Origin of the sequence: Aeromonas sp. 600886 (assembly GCF_049174935.1) — a bacterium.
In the GTDB taxonomy this organism is placed as follows: Bacteria; Pseudomonadota; Gammaproteobacteria; order Enterobacterales; family Aeromonadaceae; genus Aeromonas; species Aeromonas veronii_A.
In genome coordinates this window covers 199,238-222,416 of record NZ_JAAKUB010000001.1, presented here as the reverse complement: position 1 = coordinate 222,416, position 23,179 = coordinate 199,238, and the positions used below count along the sequence as shown (strand labels likewise).

At 62.4% G+C, this 23,179-nt stretch carries 22 protein-coding genes and 1 tRNA gene; 17 read left to right on the top strand and 6 right to left on the bottom strand.

Annotated features, from left to right (window positions below; genetic code table 11):
- Positions 1–37 precede the first annotated feature (37 nt).
- From G5179_RS01030 to hypA, 16 genes are all read left to right on the top strand, one after another.
- On the top strand, positions 38–703 hold the full coding sequence (locus tag G5179_RS01030; RefSeq protein WP_043170826.1) for a 4Fe-4S dicluster domain-containing protein: 666 nt from the start codon (positions 38–40) through the stop codon (positions 701–703).
- Positions 703–2,574, top strand: a complete 1,872-nt coding sequence (gene hyfB, locus G5179_RS01025; RefSeq protein ID WP_421257688.1) for a hydrogenase 4 subunit B — start codon at positions 703–705, stop codon at positions 2,572–2,574. The genes G5179_RS01030 and hyfB overlap by 1 nt, the downstream gene beginning before the upstream one ends.
- Position 2,575: 1 nt before the next feature.
- The gene (locus G5179_RS01020) at positions 2,576–3,529 is read left to right on the top strand and encodes a respiratory chain complex I subunit 1 family protein (protein ID WP_005345231.1); all 954 of its coding nucleotides are present in this window, start codon (positions 2,576–2,578) and stop codon (positions 3,527–3,529) included.
- A gap of 80 nt (positions 3,530–3,609) precedes the next feature.
- Positions 3,610–5,328: an NADH-quinone oxidoreductase subunit C gene (locus tag G5179_RS01015; protein ID WP_017784116.1), complete on the top strand. Its 1,719-nt coding sequence runs from the start codon at positions 3,610–3,612 to the stop codon at positions 5,326–5,328.
- A gap of 9 nt (positions 5,329–5,337) precedes the next feature.
- Positions 5,338–5,895, top strand: coding sequence for a formate hydrogenlyase complex iron-sulfur subunit (locus tag G5179_RS01010; protein WP_005345227.1), 558 nt, complete (start codon positions 5,338–5,340; stop codon positions 5,893–5,895).
- Positions 5,895–6,710 (top strand): NADH-quinone oxidoreductase subunit B family protein, encoded by an 816-nt coding sequence (locus G5179_RS01005; RefSeq protein WP_005333324.1) that lies wholly within the window; start codon positions 5,895–5,897, stop codon positions 6,708–6,710. Before G5179_RS01010 ends, G5179_RS01005 begins: the two co-directional genes overlap by 1 nt.
- The gene (locus G5179_RS01000; RefSeq protein WP_411601086.1) at positions 6,703–7,116 is read left to right on the top strand and encodes a formate hydrogenlyase maturation HycH family protein; all 414 of its coding nucleotides are present in this window, start codon (positions 6,703–6,705) and stop codon (positions 7,114–7,116) included. The genes G5179_RS01005 and G5179_RS01000 overlap by 8 nt, the downstream gene beginning before the upstream one ends.
- Positions 7,116–7,607 carry a hydrogenase maturation peptidase HycI gene (gene hycI / locus G5179_RS00995; RefSeq protein ID WP_216962495.1) on the top strand — a complete coding sequence of 164 codons (492 nt, stop codon included), beginning with the start codon at positions 7,116–7,118 and terminating at the stop codon, positions 7,605–7,607. Before G5179_RS01000 ends, hycI begins: the two co-directional genes overlap by 1 nt.
- Positions 7,608–7,820: 213 nt before the next feature.
- Positions 7,821–7,912, top strand: a tRNA-Sec gene (locus G5179_RS00990).
- Between the two features lie 313 nt (positions 7,913–8,225).
- A complete protein-coding gene (gene selA, locus G5179_RS00985) occupies positions 8,226–9,704 on the top strand; it encodes an L-seryl-tRNA(Sec) selenium transferase (protein ID WP_421257687.1) in 1,479 nt (492 codons plus the stop codon).
- Between the two features lie 4 nt (positions 9,705–9,708).
- On the top strand, positions 9,709–11,592 hold the full coding sequence (selB, locus tag G5179_RS00980) for a selenocysteine-specific translation elongation factor (protein WP_421257686.1): 1,884 nt from the start codon (positions 9,709–9,711) through the stop codon (positions 11,590–11,592).
- Positions 11,589–14,018 carry a carbamoyltransferase HypF gene (hypF, locus tag G5179_RS00975; RefSeq protein ID WP_421257685.1) on the top strand — a complete coding sequence of 810 codons (2,430 nt, stop codon included), beginning with the start codon at positions 11,589–11,591 and terminating at the stop codon, positions 14,016–14,018. The genes selB and hypF overlap by 4 nt, the downstream gene beginning before the upstream one ends.
- A gap of 5 nt (positions 14,019–14,023) precedes the next feature.
- Entirely contained in the window at positions 14,024–14,275 is a 252-nt protein-coding gene (locus G5179_RS00970; protein ID WP_040065728.1) for a HypC/HybG/HupF family hydrogenase formation chaperone, read from the top strand.
- Positions 14,269–15,387 (top strand): hydrogenase formation protein HypD, encoded by a 1,119-nt coding sequence (hypD, locus tag G5179_RS00965; RefSeq protein WP_421257684.1) that lies wholly within the window; start codon positions 14,269–14,271, stop codon positions 15,385–15,387. The genes G5179_RS00970 and hypD overlap by 7 nt, the downstream gene beginning before the upstream one ends.
- Entirely contained in the window at positions 15,384–16,388 is a 1,005-nt protein-coding gene (hypE, locus tag G5179_RS00960) for a hydrogenase expression/formation protein HypE (RefSeq protein WP_043819815.1), read from the top strand. Before hypD ends, hypE begins: the two co-directional genes overlap by 4 nt.
- 69 nt (positions 16,389–16,457) lie before the next feature.
- A complete protein-coding gene (gene hypA, locus G5179_RS00955) occupies positions 16,458–16,799 on the top strand; it encodes a hydrogenase maturation nickel metallochaperone HypA (RefSeq protein ID WP_024944968.1) in 342 nt (113 codons plus the stop codon).
- On the opposite strand, the gene G5179_RS00950 is transcribed toward hypA, so the two are convergent.
- The gene (locus tag G5179_RS00950; RefSeq protein ID WP_236317686.1) at positions 16,777–17,151 is read right to left on the bottom strand and encodes a hypothetical protein; all 375 of its coding nucleotides are present in this window, start codon (positions 17,149–17,151) and stop codon (positions 16,777–16,779) included. The genes hypA and G5179_RS00950 overlap by 23 nt on opposite strands.
- Between G5179_RS00950 and hypB the strand changes: the two genes are divergently transcribed.
- Complete coding sequence (hypB, locus tag G5179_RS00945) at positions 17,038–17,898, top strand: hydrogenase nickel incorporation protein HypB (protein WP_421257760.1); 861 nt, start codon at positions 17,038–17,040, stop codon at positions 17,896–17,898. The two genes, G5179_RS00950 and hypB, sit on opposite strands and share 114 nt — an antisense overlap.
- A 371-nt stretch (positions 17,899–18,269) precedes the next feature.
- On the opposite strand, the gene G5179_RS00940 is transcribed toward hypB, so the two are convergent.
- The 5 genes from G5179_RS00940 to G5179_RS00920 are packed head-to-tail and all read right to left on the bottom strand — an operon-like array spanning position 18,270 to position 23,103.
- Entirely contained in the window at positions 18,270–18,911 is a 642-nt protein-coding gene (locus tag G5179_RS00940; RefSeq protein WP_421257683.1) for an ATP-binding cassette domain-containing protein, read from the bottom strand.
- Positions 18,911–19,699, bottom strand: a complete 789-nt coding sequence (locus tag G5179_RS00935; protein ID WP_408853393.1) for an ATP-binding cassette domain-containing protein — start codon at positions 19,697–19,699, stop codon at positions 18,911–18,913. The genes G5179_RS00940 and G5179_RS00935 overlap by 1 nt, the downstream gene beginning before the upstream one ends.
- Complete coding sequence (locus G5179_RS00930; RefSeq protein ID WP_139407721.1) at positions 19,693–20,508, bottom strand: ABC transporter permease; 816 nt, start codon at positions 20,506–20,508, stop codon at positions 19,693–19,695. The genes G5179_RS00935 and G5179_RS00930 overlap by 7 nt, the downstream gene beginning before the upstream one ends.
- On the bottom strand, positions 20,498–21,508 hold the full coding sequence (locus G5179_RS00925; protein ID WP_139407723.1) for an ABC transporter permease: 1,011 nt from the start codon (positions 21,506–21,508) through the stop codon (positions 20,498–20,500). Before G5179_RS00925 ends, G5179_RS00930 begins: the two co-directional genes overlap by 11 nt.
- Positions 21,493–23,103, bottom strand: a complete 1,611-nt coding sequence (locus G5179_RS00920) for an ABC transporter substrate-binding protein (RefSeq protein WP_421257682.1) — start codon at positions 23,101–23,103, stop codon at positions 21,493–21,495. The genes G5179_RS00925 and G5179_RS00920 overlap by 16 nt, the downstream gene beginning before the upstream one ends.
- Positions 23,104–23,179: the final 76 nt, after the last annotated feature.

Genomic DNA, 23,179 nt, shown 5'->3' with positions numbered 1-23,179 from the left:
CCCTACTTTCTCCGTTCGCGACACGACAAGGTAGGCTATGAACCGCTTCGTTATCGCTGACCCCAAGCTTTGTATCGGCTGTGGCACCTGTATGGCGGCCTGCAGCGAGGTACACAAGGCGCAAGGTTTGCAGCAAGCCCCCCGTTTAACCGTTATGCGACACGAGCAGGCGACCATGCCGGTTCAGTGCCGTCACTGTGACGATGCCCCCTGCATCAAGGTGTGCCCGGTCGAGGCAATTCGCCAGACCGGCGATTGCGTGCAACTCAACGAGTCGCTCTGCATCGGCTGCAATCTCTGCGCCGTGGCCTGCCCCTTTGGCGCCATCCAGAGCGGCGGCAGCCGTCCGGTGGCCGTGGCCACCAGTTACGACACCTATATCCCCTGCTCCATCCGCTCCAGCAACCCCTCCACCTCTGCCGGCCTGCGCTGCTTTGGCGAGGATCTGCTGAGCTGGGAGCCGGGAGTGCGCAGCATCGCGGTCAAGTGCGACCTGTGCGAGTTTCGCGCCGATGGCCCGGCTTGTGTCGGTGCCTGCCCCTCCCAGGCACTGAAGCTGGTCAATGACGGCGACACCGAACGCGCCGCCCGTATCCGTCGCCAGCAAGCGGCCGACACCAACCCGCAAGGGGCCTCCGCCTTCTCGGCGCCTGCCACGGCGCTCCCTGCATCCGATTTATCCACCACAGAGGGAGCTCGCTGATGTTGTCCCCCCTTGTAATGGCCACACTCCTGCTCTTTTTGCTGGGCGCTGCCGCCGGTTTGCTCCTGCAAAAGCTGCCCGCACTGGCCAACCGTCTCAACAGCGGCTTTGCCCTGCTGGGTTCGCTCGCGGGTCTGGTCGCCGCCATCCAGATCTTTGCCCAAGGCGCCCCCGTCGACGGCCAGCTCTGGCTGCTTGGCTCGGTGCACCTCGACATGCTGGCCGCACTGATGCTGCTGGTGATTAGCACCGTCGGCGTCGCCGTCGCCCTCTACTCCTTTGCCTATATCCGCGAATATCAGGGCAAGGGGGATGTGGCCATCGGCGCGCTGATGAACCTCTTCCTCTTTGCCATGGTGGGCATGGTGCTGGCCGACAACGCACTCGGTTTCTTGCTCTGCTACGAGCTGGTGACCCTCACCACCTACTGGCTGGTCAAGACCAATCCGGATGCTGCCAAACAGAGCCGTCTCTACTTGGTGATGAACCATATCGGCATGGTGCTGGTGCTGATCGCCTTCTGGCTGCTCTGCCGCGAAAGCGGCTCGCTGGAGTTCGCCGTGCTGCGCGAGCACCATCTGGCGGGCGGATTGGCCTCTCTGGTGTTCCTGCTCAGCTTCTGCGGCTTTGGCCTGCGCGCCGGTTTCGTGCCGCTGCACGGCTGGCTGCCGGTGGCCGAGCCCGTTGCGCCGTCCCATATCTCGGCGCTGATGTCCGGCGTCATGGTGAAGCTGGGTCTCTTTGGCATCTTGCGGGTCAGCATCGATTTTCTCGGCGCCAGCCAGCTCTGGTGGGGCTATATGGTGCTGATCTTCGGTGCCTGCTCGGCGGTGCTCGGGGTGCTGTTTGCGCTGGCCGAGCATGACCTCAAGCGGCTGCTCGCCTACCACACGGTGGAGAACATCGGCATCATCCTGATGGGGATGGGGATCGGCATGATCGGCATCGCCAACCAGCAGCCGGCGCTGGTGGTGCTGGGGCTGCTCGGCGCCCTCTATCACCTGCTCAACCACGCCATCTTCAAGAGCCTGCTCTTTATGGGCACCGGCTCGGTGATGTTCCGCCTGCACACCCGGGATATGGACAAGATGGGTGGTCTTGCCAAGCTGATGCCCTGGACTGCGCTGGCGTTCCTCATCGGTGCCATGGCCATCTCGGCGCTGCCGCCGCTCAACGGCTTTGTCAGCGAATGGTTTATCTATCAGTCGCTCCTTTCCATGACCAAACTCGGTACCTCGCTCGTCGCGCCGCTCGCGGTAGTGATGCTGGCGGTGACCGGCGCCATGGCGGTGATGTGTTTCGTCAAGGTGTATGGCATCTGCTTCTGCGGCGCCCCGCGCAGCGAACACGCGAGCCACGCCCGCGAAGTGCCGGGCGCCATGGTGGCAGGCACCCTGCTGCTGGCCGCGGTCTGTCTGGTGCTGGGTCTGGGCGCCCCCTGGATTGCCCCCCATATTGCCAGCTATGGCCAAGCCTTGGTTGCCAGCCAAATGAGTGTCGCCACCGGCGCCACCCTGCTGCCACTCGATAGCAGCCAGGCGATCCTCTCCCCGCCCGTTATCGCCATCATCCTGCTGGGTCTGTTCCTCATCCCGTTGCTGGTACTGGCCATCTTCAAGGGGCCCAAGCTGGGTCGTCGTCACGCTGGCACCCCGTGGGCCTGTGGTTACGCCTATGAGGAGCGCATGAGCCTTACCTCCGGCGGTGTCACCCACACCTTGCGCCAACTCTGCGCGCCGCTCTATCGCAAGCAGCCGCAGCTCGATCTGGCCAGCGCCCTGCACGGGGTGAGCGATACCAGCGGGACGACCGGCTGGCTGCTGCACGGCATTGTGCTGGCGCTCTTTATCCTGATGGCTGTAGGAGTCTGATATGCCTGTTCTTGAAATGCCGAGCTGGGGCATGGTTGCCCTCGCCCTGACCCAGGCCATCGCCATGCTGGCGCTGGCGCCGCTCGCCACCGGTTTCAACCGGGTGCTGCGGGCCAAGATGCACTCCCGTCAGGGGCCGGGCCTGCTGCAGGATTACCGGGATATCGCCAAGCTCCTGCGCCGTCAGGAGGTAACCCCCGAGCCTGCCGGCATCATCTTCAACCTGATGCCTGCGCTGCTCATCGCCGCCCTCTTGCTGGTGGGGATGGCGCTGCCGACCCTGACTCACGAGTCTCCCTTCCCCATCGCCGGGGATCTCATCACCGATATCTATCTGTTCGCCATCTTCCGCTTCTTCTTCTCCCTCTCGGGGCTCGACAGCGGCAGCATGTTTGCAGGTATTGGTGCCCGCCGCGAACTGACCCTCGGCATTCTGGTGGAGCCCATTCTGGTGCTCGCCTGCTTCATCATGGCGATGATGGTGGGCAGCTCGGATCTGGGCAATATCAGCAGCTATGTAGCGACCCAGCCACTGGCCGCCCCCATCGCTACCCTCTTGGCGGGTGCCGCCTGCGCCTTCGCGGTGTTTGTCGAGATGGGCAAGCTGCCCTTTGACTGCGCCGAAGCCGAGCAGGAGCTGCAAGAAGGGCCGCTCACCGAGTATTCCGGTGCGGGCCTGGCCCTGCTCAAGCTCTCCATCGGCCTCAAGCAACTGGTGGTGGTGCAGCTCTTTCTGGTGATTTTCCTGCCCTTCGGCAAGGCGGCCAACTGGAGTCTGCCTGCACTCATCGGTGCGGCGCTGATCCTCGCCTGCAAGCTGCTGGTGGCCTTTTTGCTGGCCGGCATCATCGAAAACGCCATGGCCCGCACCCAGTTCGTGCGCACCCACAAGCTCACCCGCTACGGGTTGGGGCTAGCCCTGCTGGCGCTGCTCGCCTATCTGGTCGGGATCTGAACCATGCCCGCCAGCACAGCAACTTTTTCCAATTTCATCATTTGTGAATGCTCATTCCCGAACATTAAAGTGAGAACTGCATGACCATCGCCATTTCGGATCGCATCGGCTGCGACTACATCCAGCAGGTGCGAGCACAACTGCCCCACGCCATCGTCGACGAGGAGTGGCAAACCGCCGATCAGGCCACCATCACCGTCAAACCCACCAGTCTGGTCGAGACCGCCAGCCTGATCTTCCATCAGCTGGGGGGCTGGCTTCCGCTCTCCTTTGCCAATGACGAGCGCAGCCTCAACGGCCACTTCGCCGTCTACCACGTCTTCTCCATGGAGGGCGACACCAAATGCTGGATCACCGTCAAGGTACTGGTGGATGCCGATACCCAGGAGTACCCCTCCATCACCCCGACCATTCCGGCGGCGGTGTGGGGCGAGCGGGAGATCCGCGACATGTACGGCCTGCGCGCCATCGGTCTGCCGGACGAACGCCGTCTGGTACTGCCGGACGACTGGCCGGAGGATATCCATCCCCTGCGCAAGGACGCCATGGATTATCGCCAGCGCCCGATGCCCACCACCGACACCGAGACCTACCCCTTCGTCAATGAGCTCGGCAGTGATGCCAACCGCATCGTGCCGGTCGGCCCGCTGCACATCACCTCGGATGAACCGGGCCACTTTCGTCTGTTCGTCGATGGGGAAGACATCATCGATGCCGACTACCGCCTCTTCTATGTCCATCGCGGCATGGAAAAACTGGCGGAAACCCGCATGGGCTACAACGAAGTGGCGTTTCTGACCGACCGGGTCTGCGGCATCTGCGGCTTTACCCACAGCGTCGCCTACACCACCTCGGTGGAGAACGCCATGGGCATTCCGGTGCCGGAGCGGGCCAAGATGATCCGCGCCGTGCTGCTGGAGGTGGAGCGCCTGCACAGCCATATCCTCAACATCGGCCTGTCGAGCCACTTCACCGGTTTCGACACCGGCTTCATGCAGTTCTTCCGGGTGCGGGAGAAATCCATGACCCTGGCCGAGCTGCTGACCGGCGCGCGCAAGACCTATGGCCTCAACCTGATTGGCGGGGTGCGCCGCGACATCTTCAAGGAAGATCGCATCAAGGGTGCCCAGCTGGTGCGTGAGCTGCGTGATGAGCTCAAACCCCTGGTGGCCATGCTGCTGGATACCGCCAACATCTCCTCCCGCCTCATCGGTATCGGCAAGCTCGACCCGCAAATTGCCCGCGATTTCAGCTGCGTCGGCCCCATGGTGCGGGCGAGCGGCTTCAAGCGCGACGTGCGTCGGGTTCACGATTTTGCCGGTTACCGCGAGCTGCCGATGGAGATCCAGACCAAGGCGGGTTGCGACGTGCAATCCCGGGTGCTGGTGCGCATCCACGAGCTCTACGACTCCCTCGACATGATTGAGTTTGGTCTTGAGCATCTGCCGGAAGGGCCGCTTTTGACCGAAGGGTTCACCTACCAGCCGGGCAAGTTTGCGCTGGGCTTTACCGAAGCTCCCCGCGGCGAGAACGTCCACTGGAGCATGACCGGGGATAACCAGAAGCTGTTCCGCTGGCGCTGCCGCGCCGCCACCTACGCTAACTGGCCCGCCCTGCGCTACATGCTGCGCGGCAATACCGTGGCGGATGCACCGCTCATCATCGGCAGTCTGGATCCCTGCTACTCCTGTACCGACCGGGTCACCCTGGTCGACCCCAAGAAGGGCAAATCCACCGTGGTCTCCTACAAGGAGATCGAGCGCTACGGCATCGATCGCAAAAACTCTCCGCTGAAATAAGGGGTCATCATGATCAAGCTGTTCAAGACCATCCTCAAGGCTGGCACCCCGACCGCCAAGTACCCCTTCGCCCCTTACGAGGTGAACCGGGATTTTCGCGGCAAACCCAAATATCAGGCGGATCAGTGCATCGCCTGCGCCGCCTGCACCAAGGCCTGCCCGGCCAATGCGCTGGTGATGGAAGTGGACATGGAGACCGGCGAACGGCGCTGGGAGATCTCCATGGCACGCTGCATCTTCTGCGGCCGCTGCGAGGAGGTCTGCCCGACCCGCGCCATCGCCCTCTCCCCCGAGTTCGAGCTGGCGGTGACCAACAAGGCGGATCTCTATGAGGAGGCCCGCTTCGCGCTGGCCCCCTGCACCCTTTGCGGCACCTACTTTGCCCCGAGCAAGCTGGTGGCGCTGGTGGAGGACACCCTCAAGCAGGCAGGCACGCCGCTGGCGACCCCGGAGCGGCTGCATCACTGCCCCGACTGCAAACGAAAACAGAGCATGCTGAGCCAGCCTGACTCGGCCCTGATCACACCGATAGCCACACCGATGGCCGCACAAAAGGAGTGGATGTGATGAGCAAGATCAAAGGCATAGAACCGGTTGTCGGCCATGCCCATACCCGCGCCGTGCCGCTGGCACAGGATCCCGAGATCACCAAACTCAAAAAGACCCTGCTCAAGGACATTCGCCGCTCGGCCTATGTCTACCGGGTCGATTGCGGCGGCTGCAACGCCTGCGAAATCGAGATCTTCGCCACCATCACCCCGCTGTTCGATGCCGAGCGCTTCGGCATCAAGGTGGTCGCCTCCCCCCGCCACGCCGACATCCTGCTCTTTACCGGCGCGGTAACCCGGGCGATGCGGGTGCCGGCCCTGCGCGCCTACGAGGCGGCGCCCGATCCCAAGATCTGCATCGCCTACGGCGCCTGCGGCTGTGACGGCGGCATCTTCCACGACCTCTATTGCGTATGGGGCGGCACCGACAAGATCGTGCCGGTAGATGTCTATATCCCCGGCTGCCCCCCCACACCGGCAGCTACCATCTACGGCTTTGCCGTGGCGCTTGGTCTGCTGGAACAGAAACTCAAAGCCACCAGCCACGAGGTGCAACCGGGTGAGCGGGTCGAGCTGCGCCACACCGGCATCCCCAATGAAATCCGGGTGATGATCGAGCGCGAAGCGCGCCGCATGGCCGGTTATCGGCAGGGGCGGATCATCGCCGACGAGTTTATGGCCCTGCTCGAAGGGGCGACCCAGCAGGATGTGGATCTGCGCATCCAGAGCTACCTCGATCAGCACGACGATCCGCGCCTCTCGGAGATCGTCAACAACCTCGCAAACGCCTGCCTCAACCGGGCGGCCGGCAAGGGAGAGGCGGTACATGGCTGACGAGGTTTTCTTCTATCGCCTCTCGCGCAAGTTCGTCGACGAGCAGTTCGACGTGCCGGAAGAGGCCAGGGAGGTGATGTACTACAGCCTCGCCATCGGCCACCACCTCGGCATCGTCGATTGCCTGCGAGCAGACCTGGTCTGCTCGCTGACCGGTTATCGCGACTGGGTGGCCAAGCTGCCAGAGGGAAGTGAAGCGCGCCGCAAGATGGAGGGGTTTCTCACCTTTGGCGAGATCACCATCTATCGCGAGCACTGCCATATGCTGGCCTGCGCCTTCGACCGACTGCGCAAAGCCGACAATGTGCTGAATGAGCAGGAGCTAGGCTGGACCAACACCTTTATGGATCAGCTCACCGCCCTCTTTAACGACCCCCATATGTACCTGATGGTAAGGAGCCGCTGATGGGCTGCAATCTCGTGTTGACCGTGGGCAATGCCATGATGGGGGACGACGGTGCCGGCCCCTATCTCGCCGACAAGCTGCAAGCCGCCCCCCTGCCCGGCTGGATCCATATCGACGGCGGCATCGCGCCGGAAAATGTGGTCTACAAGGTGCGGGAGCTGCAACCGGAGCGAGTGGTGCTGGTGGATGCCGCCGAGATCGGCGAGAAGGCGGGAACCCTGCAGGTGATCCCCCCCGAGACCATCGCCGAAATGTTTATCTTCTCGACCCACAATATGCCGCTCAATTTCCTGATCGACGAGCTCAAGACCTTTGTCCCCGAGGTAATCTTTGTCGGGGTACAACCGGCCATCGTGGCGTTTTCCTTCCCGATGACCGAGATGGTGAGCGAGGCGATGGATTATCTTTATCAGCATCTTGATGCAGCCAAAGATACCGACTTGTTAATAGATAAACTGGAGCAGTGGAATATTGACAATTCCAAGAGGTGATTATTTAGCGAGTTGTTAACGACCGTTATTGACCGACGGTTCCGGCAATGTGATCGAGGCCCGATGTTAAATTAAAAACATCGGGCTAATTGTGCTGAACTTGATATAAAACAAGGTTCTTTGCTTTTTTCAAAAAATCGCTAACTCTCGCTTTTTTATGACAAAAAAAGCGTTGCCAGCCACAGAAATTTGCCACAAAATGGCGACCGTTACGGAAGTTGATGGGGTCTGGTGGCCTCCTCGGTCTTCAAAACCGATGTGAGCCGAGAAGGCTTTGGCAGGTTCGATTCCTGCCTCTTCCGCCAAATTCATCTATTGAACAAATACTCTCTCGCTGAATTTTCGGCCTGGATGTTATTTCCATTGTTTGTTCAATATGTTTGAAGTAATACCTTAAAAAAGGTGCTTGCCGCTTGCCAATATAATCCGAAGTCAGGTTATCTCGCTGGCCAAAAATTAATTTATCAGCATCGATGCTGCATTAATTTATACCCGCTCATTGATGCACCCAGTTTGCAATCATCCGCAAATCGCCAGCAGTGCCATAACCCGTCAGCTCGGCCTCTCTATCGGCAAACCGGTGCGCATCCCGAACCCACGCATTGCACTGGTAATCCCATGCCGAACTCGTCTCACGCGTCAGCCATCCCCCACCGCCAGCCCGCATCAGGTCAGGCTGCCGACGATTCACAGCCAGATTCTCAGCAACAGCCCGGCCAGCAACCAACGCGCCGGTTGCCGCAAGTGGAACAGCTGCTGCAGCAACCCTTTCTCGCCGGGTTTATCGAGACGCTGAGCCGCCCGTTGGTGACCCAGGCGGTGCGCGATACCCTCAGCGAACTGCGCCAGAGCGAAGATTTTCGCCATCATGGCGTTGCCCCCGAGCAGATCGAGGCGCTGATTGCCAAACGCTGCCAACAGCAGCTGCGCCAGCGTCAGACCCGGGTGATCAACGCCACCGGCACCCTGGTGCACACCAATCTGGGGCGCTCGCCATTAAGTCACGAGCTGTGGGACGAGGTGCGTGACCTCAACACCGGCTACAACAATCTGGAGCTGGATCTCGCCACCGGCAAACGCGGCGGGCGCAAGGGGCTGATCGCCCCCCTGCTCCGTTGCCTCACCCAGGCCGAGGATTCGCTGGTGGTCAACAACAACGCCGCTTCGCTCTTTTTGCTGCTGCAAGAGGTGGCCAAGGGGCGCGAGGTGATCGTCTCGCGCGGCGAGCAGATCCAGATTGGCGGCGGCTTTCGCATTCCCGATATTCTGGCCCTCTCCGGCGCCAAACTGGTGGAGGTGGGCACCACCAATATCACTACCGCCAAAGATTACCTCGATGCCATCACAGACCAGACCGCGCTGGTGCTGATGGTGCACAGATCCAATTTCGCCATTCGCGGCTTTACCGAATCCCCCGATATCGGCGAGGTGGCCCGCGCCCTGCCCGAACATGTAGTGCTGGCGGTGGATCAGGGCTCCGGCTTGACCCTCGAAGAGTTTGCACCGGATGAAACCTCGGTGCGCCAGTACATCAAGGCGGGGGCGGATCTGGTCTGCTATTCCGGCGACAAGCTCTTGGGCGGCCCGCAATCGGGCATCATCAGTGGCCGCAGCGATCTTATCAAGCGGCTGGAAAAACACCCCATGATGCGTACCTTCCGCCCGAGCCGCATCGTCTACTCCCTGCTCGAACGCCTGCTCATCCACAAGCTCAACAAATCCCCCATCGGTGAGGGTATTGCCCAGCGCACCTTGAGCAACCCGGCAGCCATGCAGGCGAGAGCCGACCAGCTGATGTCCGCCCTGCCCGGCTGCTTTGTGCCGGTCCCCGCCCAGCTGGTGGTAGGTGGCGGCACCTTGCCGGACGAGTTCTACCCGGCCCCTGCGCTCGAGTGCACCGACCCGCGCCCAGCTCAGCAGTTGCTCGATGATCTACGCGAACTGCCGGTGCCGGTCATCGCCACCGTGCGCCAGCAGAAGGTGCTGCTCAATATGGCGAGCCTGCTGCCGACCGAGATGGAACTGCTGATCGCCCAACTCAAGGAATTGCTGCTGCCCGCCCCGTTCAATGCAACAAATGCGACCGAGGAGCTCTGATCCCATGACCCCCTATCGCGCCGTTATCGGTCTTGCTGGTCACGTGGACCACGGCAAGACCCTGCTGATCAAGGCCCTCACCGGCATCACCACCGCCCGCGCCCTCGAGCAGGCCATCGGCATGACCCAGGATCTCGGCTTTGCCCACTTTGACGACGGTCAGGGCAACACCATAGGCGTCATCGACGTGCCCGGCCACGAGCGCTATATCCGCAACATGGTGGCGGGGCTCTGGAGTCTGGATCTGGTGCTGCTGGTGATTGCCGCCGACGAGGGGTGGATGCCGATGACCGGCGATCACCTGCGCCTGCTCAAGGCGATGGGGGTGCCGCGCCTCCTGGTCTGCATCAACAAGTGCGATCTGGTCTCCCCCGACGAGCTTTTGCTGTTGGAAGAGAGCCTGCTGGAGCGGGTAATGGACGAGAGCGGCATGGTGCCCGACATCGTCAGCGTCAGCGCCAAAACCGGCGAGAATATGGCTGCCCTGCACACCGCCATCGTCTGCCAGCTTGCCGATCTGCCAGCGTCACAAGCGGCTCGCGAACAGGGCGCTCCGCGACTGTATGTAGACAGGGTCTTTACCGCCAACGGCACCGGTACCGTGCTTACCGGCACATTGCAGCAGGGCAGCCTCAAGGTGGGGGACAAGCTGCGCCTCTACCCCGCCGATCGGGAGGTGCAGGTGCGCTCCCTGCAGGCCTATCACCAGAGCGTCGACGAGATCGGCGCCGTCTGCCGGGTGGCGGTGGGCCTGAAAAAGGTGCCTCATAAGGAGGTGGCTCGCGGTCACTGCCTCACCAGCGCCGCCGGTCAGTGCGAGGCGGCAACCCATCTTATCGTGCGGCTCAACGCCGAGAGCCTGAGCAGCAAGGCGCTACGCACGCAGGAAGTGGAAGTAGCCCTCGGCAGCTGGCATGGTCTTGCGCGCTTTGTACCAATAAAAGAGACCCGGCTGGCGCGGCTGATCTTTACCAGCCCCATCCCCTGCTTCTTCGGCCAGCCGCTCGCCATCATTCGCCACGGCAGCAGCGAACTGCTGCACGGCGCCCGCATCGTCTGGTACGGAGACATCCACCCCGCCAGACGCAAGGCACTGCACACCCTGCTGGGCGAGCTGCCAGATGAGCTCGAGCACTACAACCCGGCCACCCTGCAACTGGGGCTCAACGGCTATGTGCTGGCCAGCCGCTTTGACCAGCGGCCCGAGCTGGTCACCCCCCTCGGTGAGTGGCTGCTGGACAACCACTGGCTGGCCCAAAGCCGCGACCAGCTGCTGACTACGCTGGCCAGCGAACCGCTGAGTGCCGCCGAACTGGCAACCCGCCTTGGCATCGCCCTGCCGGTCATTCAGGCCCTGATCCAGCAGCTCAAGAGCGAGCAGCTTGTTCGCCTGCACCATGACAAGTGGCAGCCGGGCAGCGGCGAGTCGGAAGACGATCTGGGAGAAGAGGCGCAGCTGGTGCTCAAGGTGGTGCGAGATCAAGGCAAGGAGGGTTACGAGCCCGGTAAACTGGGTCCCGGCGGCGTGGAGCTGGATCCCTTTATCACCCGCAAGCTGCCCGCCGCCCTGCAGCAGGGCTTGCAGCAAAAAGGCGCGTTGCAAAAGCAGCTGCGCAATCTGGCACGACTCAAGTATCTGGTGCAGCTCGATGGCCCCATCTACTACGACGCCGAGCTTTACAACCAGATGGTCGCCGCCGTGCTGGCGGGCCAGCAGGTGGGAGATCTGATCGACATGGCATCCCTCAAGGAGATCACCGGTTTGTCGCGCAAATACGCCATTCCGTTCTGCCTGCGCATGGAGATGGATGGCTGGGTGCGGCGCGAGGAGAACGAGCGCCGGGTGCTGCGTTTACCGCAGACTCAAGATGAGATGGAGCTGGCATGAGCGCCACCATCGCCCCCTCTGGCTCTGCCAATCCTGTGGCCAACCGGCTGCGCCGCGAATTTCATATCGACGGCATAGTTCAGGGGGTCGGCTTTCGCCCCTTCGTCTATGGGCTGGCGTTGCGCCACAGCCTTGCCGGTTATGTGTTGAATGACGCGAGTGGCGTCACTATTGGCGCCGAAGGATCGTCCGAGCAGCTCACAGCCTTTGCCCGCGAACTGCGGGAACTGGCGCCGCCACTTAGCCGCATCGATCATTTCAGCGAGCGGGAACTGCCCCTTGCTCATGATCCCGACTTCGATGGCCAATTTCATGGCCAGTTTCGAATTAAAGCGAGCCAGCAGCAGAGCGCGGCCACGGTCGCCATCTCGCCGGATCAGGGGATGTGCGAGGCGTGCGCCACGGATGTGGCCAACCCCAACGATCGCCACCACAACTACCCCTTTACCAACTGCACCCACTGCGGCCCGCGCTACACCATCATCCGCAGCCTCCCATACGACCGCCCCCACACCGCCATGGCAGGCTTTGCCATGTGCCCGCGCTGCGCTGCGGCCTATGAAAACCCGCTGGACAGACGCTACCACGCCCAGCCAGTGAGCTGCCCCGAATGCGGGCCTCATCTCATCTGGCGAAATGGCCGTGGCGATGCCTTGGCCGAGCGCGAGGATGCCCTGCAAGCAGCTGCCCGCGCCCTGCAAGCGGGGGCGCTGATTGCGGTCAAGGGGATGGGGGGTTATCACCTGATGTGTGATGCCCGCAATGAACGGAGTGTTGCCAGATTGCGAACGCTCAAGCGGCGCGCGCGCAAGCCGCTGGCGGTGATGATAGGCTCCCTTGCCGAGGCCAAACTGCATGTCACCGGCTGCGAGACAGAGTGGACGCTGCTCGCCTCTCAGGCCAGACCCATCACCTTGCTGCGCAAGCGCAAAAATGATGATCGGCTCTCAGAATCCAGACAGTCAGCCATATCGCTGGCCGAGGGGATCGCCCCCGGCATCCCCTACCTTGGCATCATGCTCCCCTACACCCCGCTGCACCAATTGCTGCTGGACGCCTGCGCCATGCCGTTGGTGGCCACCAGCGCCAACAGCCGCGGCAGCCCGATCCTTATCGAATGCGAGGCGGTGGTCAGGGGACTCGGCAGCGAGATTGACGGCATTCTCGATCACAACCGCCCCATCCTGCACCCGTGCGACGACAGCCTGGTGCAGTGGGCAGGCGGGCGACGCCAGACGTTGCGCCTCGCCCGGGGCTATGCCCCCTGCACCCCCAGCTTGCAAGAGGCGGTCAAGGTGCCGCTCTTGGCTGTCGGGGCGCAACAGAAGAACCAGCTGGCGCTCGCCTTCAGCCGCCAGCGCATCTACAGCCCCTATATCGGCGATCTGCACAGCCTGCCGATGCAGGAGCACTTCGAGCAGACCCTGGCGACCTTTCGCGATCTCTACGATCTCAAACCCGAAGTTCTGGTCTCGGATCGCCACCCGGGCTACCTCAGCCACCAGTGGGCCAAAAGCTATTGCCGCGATCAGGGGGCAACCCACCTCGAGGTGCAGCACCATCACGCCCACCTGCTGGCTGTGATGGCCGAGCACGACATCACGGGCCCGGTGCTGGGGGTTGCCTTTGATGGCACCGGCCTTGGGGATGACGGCACCCTCTGGGGCGGCGAGCTGCTGATCGCAGACGTTAAGGGCTTCGATCGTGTTGCCCACCTCGCGCCTTTCAAGCTGATCGGCGGCGAAGCGGCCATCCGCGAGCCGGTACGTCAGCTGCTGGGGCTGCTGTTCGAATCCTATGGCGTGGATGAGATCAGCGCCCTCGATATTCCGTTGATCAACAAACTGCCCCTTGAGCGGATCCGCAACCTGCACCAGCTCTGGCAGCTGGGTCGCAACGCCCCCTACACCAGCTCCATCGGTCGGCTGTTCGATGCGGTGGCGGCGCTGCTTGGGGTGATCGATACCCCCGATTACGAGGGCGAGGCGGGACTCTTGCTAGAGGCGGCTGCCTTGCAGCTGGCCCCCGATGAACAACCCTTCCCCCTTGCCTTTGGCCTAACAGGGGAGCCACTGCAGATCGAGTGGGCAGAGCTCATCCATACCCTTGTCAGCGAGCGGCGCCAAGGCACCTCAACCGCCAGCCTGGCAGCCGGTTTTATCCGTGCCATCAGCAATCTGGTCATCGCCCTTGCCGAGCGCTTCCGCGACTATCCGGTGGCGCTGGGGGGCGGCGTCTTTCAAAACCGGGTGCTGATGGACCAGCTGGTGCCCGCACTCGAAGCGGCCGGCCGGCAGGTATTGACCAGCGAAACCCTGCCGCTCAATGACGGTGGCATCGCCGCCGGTCAGCTCTGGTTTGCCATCCACCATCTTGCCACGCACCAGCCTGCCACAGCCGGTTGTGCCACCTTGTCGGAGTCCTGAAATTCATGTGTCTATCCATCCCCTCTCAGGTGGTGCAACTGCACCCCGAAGATAACTGCGTCACCGTCGACACCCTTGGGGTGCAGCGGCGCGTCAGCTGCATGCTGCTGGAAGAGCCCCTCCAGGTGGGCGACTATGTGCTGCTCCATATCGGCTTTGTGATGAGCAAGATTGACGAAGAGGAGGCGCAGGCCAGCCTCGAGAGCTTCCGCCAGATGGTGGCCCTGATGCCCAAACAGGATATCTTGCCATGCTGACCTTGAATGACCTGTTCCAGGGCTTTCGCCAACCCGAGGTGATCCGCGCCCTCGCCGCCCAAATTACAGAACTCGCCAAAGATCTGCCCGAACCACTGCGGGTGATGGAGGTGTGCGGCGGCCATACCCACACCATCATGAAATACGGCCTGCACCAGTTGCTGCCGGCCAGCATCGAGTTCGTTCACGGCCCCGGCTGCCCGGTCTGCATCATGCCCAAAGAGCGCATCGATCAGGCCATCGAGCTGGCGAGCCAGCCCAACGTCATTCTGGTGACGTTGGGGGACATGATCCGGGTACCGGGCTCCAAAGGCACGCTGGCCCAGCAACGGGCCAAGGGGAGCGATATCCGCCCGGTCTATGACCCCCTCGATGCCCTGCATATCGCCCGTGAGAACCCTGATAAAACCGTGGTCTTCTTCGCCATCGGTTTCGAGACCTCTACCCCCATGACGGCCGCCTTGCTGGCTGCAGCCGAAACAGAGGGGGTCGAGAATCTGCTGTTTCATATCAACCATGTGCTGGTGCCGCCCGCCATTCATGCGGTGATGGCCGACGGAGTGGCCAAGGTGAACGCCTTTATCGGCCCCTCTCACGTCAGCGTCATCACCGGCGCCGATATCTACCTGCCTATCGTCGATCGCTATCAGGTGCCGGTGGTGGTGAGTGGTTTCGAGCCGGTGGATGTGATGGAGGCGCTCTTGATGATGGTGCGCCAGAAGGTGGAGGGTCGTTACGCGCTGGAGGTGCAATACAGCCGCGCCGTCACCGCCAGTGGCAATAAAGCCGCCCAGCGGCTGGTCGAGCGCTTTTTCGAGACCCGCGAGCACTTTCGCTGGCGAGGTCTGGGGGATATCAACGCCTCCGCCCTGCGCCTGTGCGATGCCTTTGCCAAGCGCGATGCGGAGCGTCACTTTGCGCTCAATCAGACACCCATTGATGACCACAAGGCGTGCCAGTGCGCCGATATCCTGCGCGGCTTGGCCAAGCCCAACCAGTGCAAAGTCTTTGGCCGGGGCTGCACCCCGACCCAGCCCATGGGCAGCTGCATGGTCAGCTCCGAAGGGGCCTGCAATGCCTATTACCGATATATGGGGATCCAGGAACGATGAGAGAAATCCAACTTAGCCACGGCGGCGGCGGCGTGGAGATGAACCAGCTGATCAACCAGCTCTTCTTTCGCCACTTTGGTAACGAGATCCTGTTGCGCGGTGAAGATGCCGCCCATCTGCCGGTGAGCGGCCCCGTTGCCTTCACCACCGACAGCTTTACCGTCTCGCCGCTCTTCTTCGAGGGGGGCGATATCGGCAAGCTGGCCATCGCCGGTACGGTCAACGATCTCGCCATGATGGGGGCCAAGCCCGAGTATCTGAGCTGCAGCTTTATCATCGAGGAAGGCTTCCCCTACGCCGATCTGGCCCGCATCGTCGAGTCGATGGCGGCCGAGCTTGCCAAGAGCGGTGCCCGCATCGTCTGCGGCGACACCAAGGTGGTGCCCAAGGGGGCGGCCGACAAGATCTTTATCAACACCAGCGGGGTCGGCACCTTTCCGCGGCCTGAGCAGAGCCGGGGCATCTCGGTACGCAACCTCAAAGCCGGTGACGCCATTCTTGTGTCGCGGGATATCGGCAGCCACGGCGCCTGCATCCTGATGGCCCGTGACGCCCTGCAACTGGGCTCCGATCTCAAGAGCGACTGCACCACCCTCTGGCCGCAGGTAGAAGCGCTGCTAAAAGCGGGGATTACCCCTCACGCCCTGCGCGATGCCACCCGCGGTGGCCTTGCCGCCGTGCTCAACGAGTGGAGCAGCGCCTCCGGTGTTGCCATCGAGCTGGAGGAGTCAGCCATTCCGGTGTGCGATCCGGTGCGCGGCCTGTGTGAGCTCTACGGTTTCGAGCCCCATGATCTCGCCAACGAGGGAACCATGGTGCTGGCCCTGCCTGCCGAACAGGCGCAGGACGCGCTGGGCATCTTGCGGCAATTCAACCCCGCCGCCAGCCAGATCGGCGTGGTGCAGGCGAGCGATCGCCACAAGGTGATCCTCAACAACCCCTGGGGCAGCCGCCGCTATCTGGAGCTGCCGCAAGGGGAGCTGCTGCCGCGGATCTGTTGAGCAGCCATGCCGTTCCGTCATTTACAGGGAGGAGTCACTGCTCCTCCCCATATCGGTTAAGGAGCCACCATGCACGAAATGTCTCTGGCCATGGCCGCCATCGATCTGGCGGCTGAACAGGCCACCCAGCGGGGCTTTACCAAGGTGACCGCCCTCTGGCTCGAGGTCGGCAGCTTCTCCTGCGTCGACCCGGACACCATTGCCTTCTGTTTCGAGGCCGCCGCCAAGGGCACCGCCGTCGAGGGGGCCCAACTGCACTTTCAGCACCAGGCGGCAGAGGCCTGGTGTTACGACTGCAACCAGACGGTCACCCTCACCGAGCGCGGGCAGGCCTGCCCCGAGTGTGGCGGATACAAATTACGAGTCGCGCAGGGTGATAGCCTGCGCATCACCGACATCGAGGTAAGTTGATATGTGTAGCGTATGCGGATGCGGCCAGGCGCGGATCGCCGGCCATGAGCACGATCATGAGCATCATCACGAACATGAACATCACCATGAACATGGTCATGAGCACGACCACCATCATGGTCATGACGCCCATCACCATCATGATCACGAGCAGAGTGCGCCGCGCACCCTGATCATTCACCACCACTATCACCATCAGGGGGATGTCCATCACCACTACCACGGGGTGCGAGCTCCCATAAGCCACGAGGGTCATGATCACCCCCATGAGCACCACCATGATCACCCCCACGACCATCATCATGATCATGCCCAATCTCATGAGCACGGCCATTCCCACACGCATCCCCATGATCACTGCCATGACCATGACCATGACCATGACCATGACCATCAGCAGGGTGATCTGCACTATGGCAAAGGGGAAGCGGGATTGTCGGTGCCCGGTATGGGGCAGCGCCAGCTGATCGCCATCGAGATGGATGTGCTGGCCAAGAACAACGCGCTGGCGGCCCACAACCGCGAACACTTCACTGCCGCAGACCAGCTGGTGCTTAACCTGATCTCTAGCCCGGGTTCAGGCAAAACCACTTTGCTGTGCGAAACTCTGCGCCAACTGGCCGACAAACGCCCCTGCGCGGTGATCGAAGGGGATCAGCAGACCAGCGCCGATGCGGACCGCATTCGTGCTACTGGCGTCCCTGCCGTGCAGATCAACACCGGCAAGGGCTGCCATCTGGACGCCAAAATGGTTCACGACGCATGCCACCAGCTGCCCGCCAATGAAGGGGGCATCCTCTTTATCGAGAACGTGGGCAATCTGGTCTGCCCCGCCAGCTTCGATCTTGGCGAGAAGTACAAGGTGGCGATCCTCTCCGTCACCGAGGGGGAAGAGAAGCCCCTCAAATACCCGGACATGTTCGCCGCCGCCCAGCTAATGGTGATCAACAAGATCGATCTGCTGCCCTACGTCAGCTTTGATGTGGCCCGCTGCATCGAGAACGCCAAACGGGTCAACCCCTATATTCAGGTGATCCAGGTCAGCGCCACTACAGGCGAAGGGATGGATGCCTGGCTTAACTGGCTGGCCAGTGCTTGAAATCAACCGGTTAAACGCCGCTGATAAGGGTAGAAAACAAGAGAGGGAGGCTGATGCCTCCCTCTCTTTTATCTGCTTTCTGCGAACCTTGTCAGCAGTTTTGTTTGTACGAATGGCCAGCGCCGCACAAGCACATCCCCTCACCCTAGCCCTCTCCCCAGGGAGAGGGAACCGGTTTGTGGATGCCGCATTCCGCTCCCTGTCTCAACAGGGAAAGGGGAACCTGGCAATATGCTCGAAATATTCGCCCCAGAGAGCCTGCGTGCATACAACCAGCCCCTGTTTCCCAAACCCCGAGTCTGGCGAGATGGCACCGTCTGCCCCCTTCTCCCCTTGCGGGAGAAGGGCTGGGGATGAGGGGGAACTAACCTTCAAGCCGCGCTTTCGGTAAGCTCTCCAGATTCGGGCTGCACCTCACCAAAGCGCAGCACCCGATGGCAGATCTGGCGCAGCAGCGCCTGCTGGTGACTGAATATCACCATACCAAGCCCGCGCTGCTCGCATTCAACCATCAACTCCCGCCAGAGCTGGCGCTGAATTTGCGGATCCAGCTGGGCGGTGACCTCGTCGGCAATCAGCAGACGAGTGCGGGGATCAAGGGCGCGCAGCAGCGCGATGCGGGCCAGCTCGCCACCGGAGAGCTGACCGGGTTTACGACCAAGCCATTCAGGCTTGACCATAAAGCGGGCCAGCATGGCGTCATCGGGGCGCCACACATCCCACAGCGCCTGCCCGGTGGTGCGATAGGGATTGAAGGTGAGCTCCGGGTGCTGGGGCACCAGCTGGATAGGGTTATAACCTTTTACCTGTTCAGGCACCGGCAGCCCATCCAGCAGGATCTGCCCGCCGGCCCCAACCGGTTGCCAACCCGCCAACACTCGCCCCAGCGTGGTCTTGCCATGGCCGCTCGGGGCGGAGATACCGAGCCGCTCGCCCGCTTTCACCGTCAGCGATAACCCCTGCCAGAGGGGGCGTTCCCCCTGGGCGATGGTGAGATTTCGTACGTCCAACATCAGGAAACCTCCGGCACAGAGAAGAGCGCATTGAACTCCGGCAGCGCCTGCCAGTGGGCACGGAGCATCTCGCTCCCCTGCCCCTGTCGCAGATGATGGCTGCTCAAGGTATCGCTCACCTGCCCCTGATGCAGCGCCACAATGCGATCGGCAAAACGGGCTGCCAGCGCCAGATCGTGGGTCACCCAGAGGATGCCGCTGCCCTGATTGGCCAATTCACGCAACTGGCTGAGCAGCAGACAGGCCAGCCCCTCGTCGAGCCAGGCAGTGATCTCGTCTGCCAGAATGTAGCGGGCGCCACCAAGGGCCGCAGTGCAGGCCAGAATGCGCTTGGCCATGCCACCGGAAAGCTGGCGCGGGTACCTGTCCAGGGTGGTCGCGGGCAGCTGGTAGCGCTGCAACTGCTGGCCGAGCCGCTCGCGAGAACCGCTCTGGCCGCAGAGGCGTGCCGCCCGGCCCAGCTGGCGCTCCACCGTCAGCAGCGGATTGAGGGCGCTTACCCCCTGTGGCACATAGCAGAGGGTGTGGCCGCGCAGACGGGCCCGACCGGCATCGCACAGAGGCGTGCCATCGAGAGAGATGCTGCCGCGCATGCGCAGATTGTCCGGCAGCAATGTCAGAGCGCTTTGCAGCAGCAGGCTCTTGCCCTCGCCGCTCCCCCCCACCAGCGCCACTATCTCCCCCGGCGCCAGTTGCAGGCTGATATCGGTCAGCAAAGGCTGCCAACTGCGCCGCCCCAGCCAGGAGTAGTGGGCCGCTTCTATGGTCACCTGATCAAAACTCAGCATGGTTCACTCCTGTGCCACAGCAGCTGTTGCAAGGCGCGGGTAGCCTGATCAAACAGCAACACCAGCAGCAGCAACATCAGTCCCGGGAAGAGGGCCAGCCACCAACCGCCACCGGCCAGATAACGCAGGGCATCGGCCAGCAGCAGGCCCAGCGAGGCCTCGTGGGCCGCCAGACCAAAGCCGAGAAAGCTCAAGGCCGCGCTGTGCAGCACCGCATGGGGAAACATCAGCAGGGTGCCGATAAACCACTGGGGCAACAGCCCCGGCAACAGGTGGGTACGCCAGCGGCGCAGCGCCCCCATCCCCTGACAGCGGGCCAGCACCACATAGTCGCTGCAGGCGATCCGCCGCGCCTCGGCGCAGAGAATGAGCGCCAGCTTGGGCCAGTGGGTAAGCGCCACCGCCAGGATCACCCCGCGCATACCGCCCCCCACGGTAAAGCAGATAAGGATCAAGAGCAGCATATGGGGCAACGCCAGCATGGCGTCGATCACCATTCGTACCGCCGCATCACATCTGGGGTGAATGAGCGACACGCTTGCCGCCACCATGGCCAGTAGCCCACTGCAGAGAGCCGTGCTGATGCCGAGTTCCAGACTTGTTAGGGTGCCCTGAAAGGCACGCAACCAGAGATCACGCCCCATCTGATCGGTGCCGAACCAGTGGGTCAGCGAGGGGGGCTGCTGGCGCGCCAGCAGATCCATCGGCACATCCTGATGAGAGAGGCTCCAGCCGTAAGTGGCCAGCAGCGCCAGCCCGATCATTGCCACGGCCAAGCGCACCATAGAGGGAAACGGATTAAACAGCATGCTCACCCTCCCAGCCCCGATTGATGCGTGCCAGCAGCAAACTGGCCACCGTATTGCCAATAAAGACCAGCAGGGTGCAAAAGAGCACGATTCCCATCAGCAGGGGGATATCCCCCCGCAGCCCCGCATCCACGGTCGCCTGGCCGAGCCCCGGATAGGAGAAGACCTTCTCTGCCAACAGCGATCCGCCAATCAGTTCACCGAGCGAGGCAAACTGCAGGCAGAGCGCCGGGGTCAGAGCGTGGCGCAGCACATGAAAACGCAGCATGGGCCAGCCGCCATCCCCCTGAGCGCGGGCGTAGCGGATAAAGTCACTCTCCAGCACCTCGGCCACCCGCCCCCGGGTATGCAAGGCAATATTGCCAAGCCCGAGCAGCGCCAGGGTAGTCACCGGCAGCAACAGATGGCGTGCTCGCATGACCCAGTCCACTTCATCGGCAGAGAGGCCCGGCGTCCAGGCGCAGCAGACTGGCAGTAGCGGCCAGTGCACCGCAAACAGGGCGAGCAGCAACAGGCCGACCCAGAAGGTGGGCAAGGAGGCGAGCAGGTAGGCGAAGCGGCAGATAAAGCGATCGGGCCAGCGATTGAGATAGCGACCGGCGCAGAGGCCCAGCAAAATCCCGAAAAAACCGGAGAGCAGCCAGGCGCCCGCCAGCAGCAGGAAGGAGGCGGCAAAGCGTTGGCCTATGACTTCACCCACCGGTGCGTTGTAGAGCATGGAGTAGCCGAGATCTCCCTGCAGCACCTGGGTAAACCAGTGCCAGTAGCGCAGCCAGAGTGGTTGATCCAGCCCCCAGCGGGCGGCGATGCGGGCGTACTGCTCCGGCGGCACGTGCAGCAGATCGTTGCCGATATAGGCCTTGATGGGGTCAATGGGGGAGTAGCTCAGCAGCACAAAGGTGGCGACAGAGACCAGACATAACAGCCCTGCCAGACGCAGCAGGGCTTTTAGCAACAGATAACCTGAATGACTCAAGGGCGAACTTAACGGCACGTCCACCGCCAATCCTGCAGGTTGTTGAGCAGGGACCAGCTACCGTGGATTTCCGGCGCCCCCTTGCCAAGATCGATGCAACGGTTGGCGAGATAGGTGTGCTGCACGTTGAGCAGCCAGGCCCAGGCGGCATCTCCCTGCACTCCGGCGCCCGTTTTGCCATCCCACTCCACCTGCTGCCAGAACGGCACGGCCGCCTGCCAGTTCGGGGCATCCAGCGCCTGCTTGAGGTGACCATCCACCACAGGGTTGCTGTAGTAGCCCGGATTGTAGAACTCTACCCCACCGGAGCCGCTCTGGTAGTGGTGATAGAGCTCCATGGGATCCAGACTCCCCCACCCCATCAGCACCGGGTTGGCGTGCATCTCCCGCTCCACCTGCTCCCAGCTGCCGGACTTGAGGCTCACCTCAAGACCGATGGGTTTGAGCATGGCGCGTACCGCTTCCGCCAAATCCCGGCGGGTGCTGTCGCCACTGGTGTACCAGAGGGTAAAGGCGGCGCGCAGGGAGCCCTTGTGGCGAATGCCGTCACTGCCCATCTTCCAACCCGCCTCATCGAGCAGGGCATTGGCGTGGGCCGCATCGCCATCCTTGAAGGCGGTGGCTTTGTTCAGCCAAGGCAGTCCTTCCACCGCGCTGTAGGCGGGGATGGCGTGCCCCTCCAGCAGCTGGTCGGCCAGCAGCTTGCGGTCGATGGCGTAGTTGATGGCGCGGCGCACCGCCACATCCGAGGTCACGTCGTTGCCGATGGGATAACCCTTGGCATCCTTGCCGCCTGCTGGCGGGATGGGGAAGACGATGCCGCGGTTCTCCACACTCGGCCGCACCCAGAGCTTGAGGGAGGCAGGCACGGTGGGCGCCAGTGACGGGGCGATGCGCACCACATCAAGCTGGCTGCTTTGGGCCGCGGCATAGGCGCTCTCTTCATCGATAAAGACAAAGACCAGCCGTTTGAAGTCATTGTTGCCACCGGCGTAATAGGGGTTCGCCTCAACCACCAGCTGTTGACCGGGCAGGAAGCTCACCAACCGGTAAGGGCCGGCACCGACCGGCTTTTGGGCATATGCTTTTGCGTCGTAATCCTGCTTCGACACTATGCCCAAGGATCCCAGCACGTTGACGAAGGTGCTCTGGGGGGCACTCAAGGTGATGGCAACCTCAGTGGGCGAGAGCACCTTGGCCGAGACAAAGTTGCCCATGTCGATCTTGCCGCCACCCTTGGCCGCGCTGTTGTAGGTAAAGGCCACATCCTCGGCGGTGAGCGGCGCGCCATTGGAGAATTTCAGGTCAGGCTTGAGGGTAATGATCCACCCCTTGCCATCCTTGCTCGGGGTCACCGATTGGGTGAGCACATTCTGCCAGCTGAGGTCGGCGTTCTGTTTGAGCAGCGGGCTGTGCAGCAGCAGGTAGCTGCCGTGACTCCAGCCAAGCAGAGGGTCAAACCCTTCGGTGGGTTCGGCTCCGATGGCGAGCTTGAGCTCGGCAGGCACAGATTGGGCGGCGGCCAGCGCCGCGTGAGAAGCGGTGTCCAGCAGCAGGGTCAACAGAGCGGTAGCGCTGGATCTGGCGTAATGGCGAAGGGAATTGCGAGAAACAGTCATGGGGATCCTTCTTGTTTTGTACCACTCACGGATCATCACTCAAAAAAGAGGCGCAATGCGTGTCTGAACATGGGAG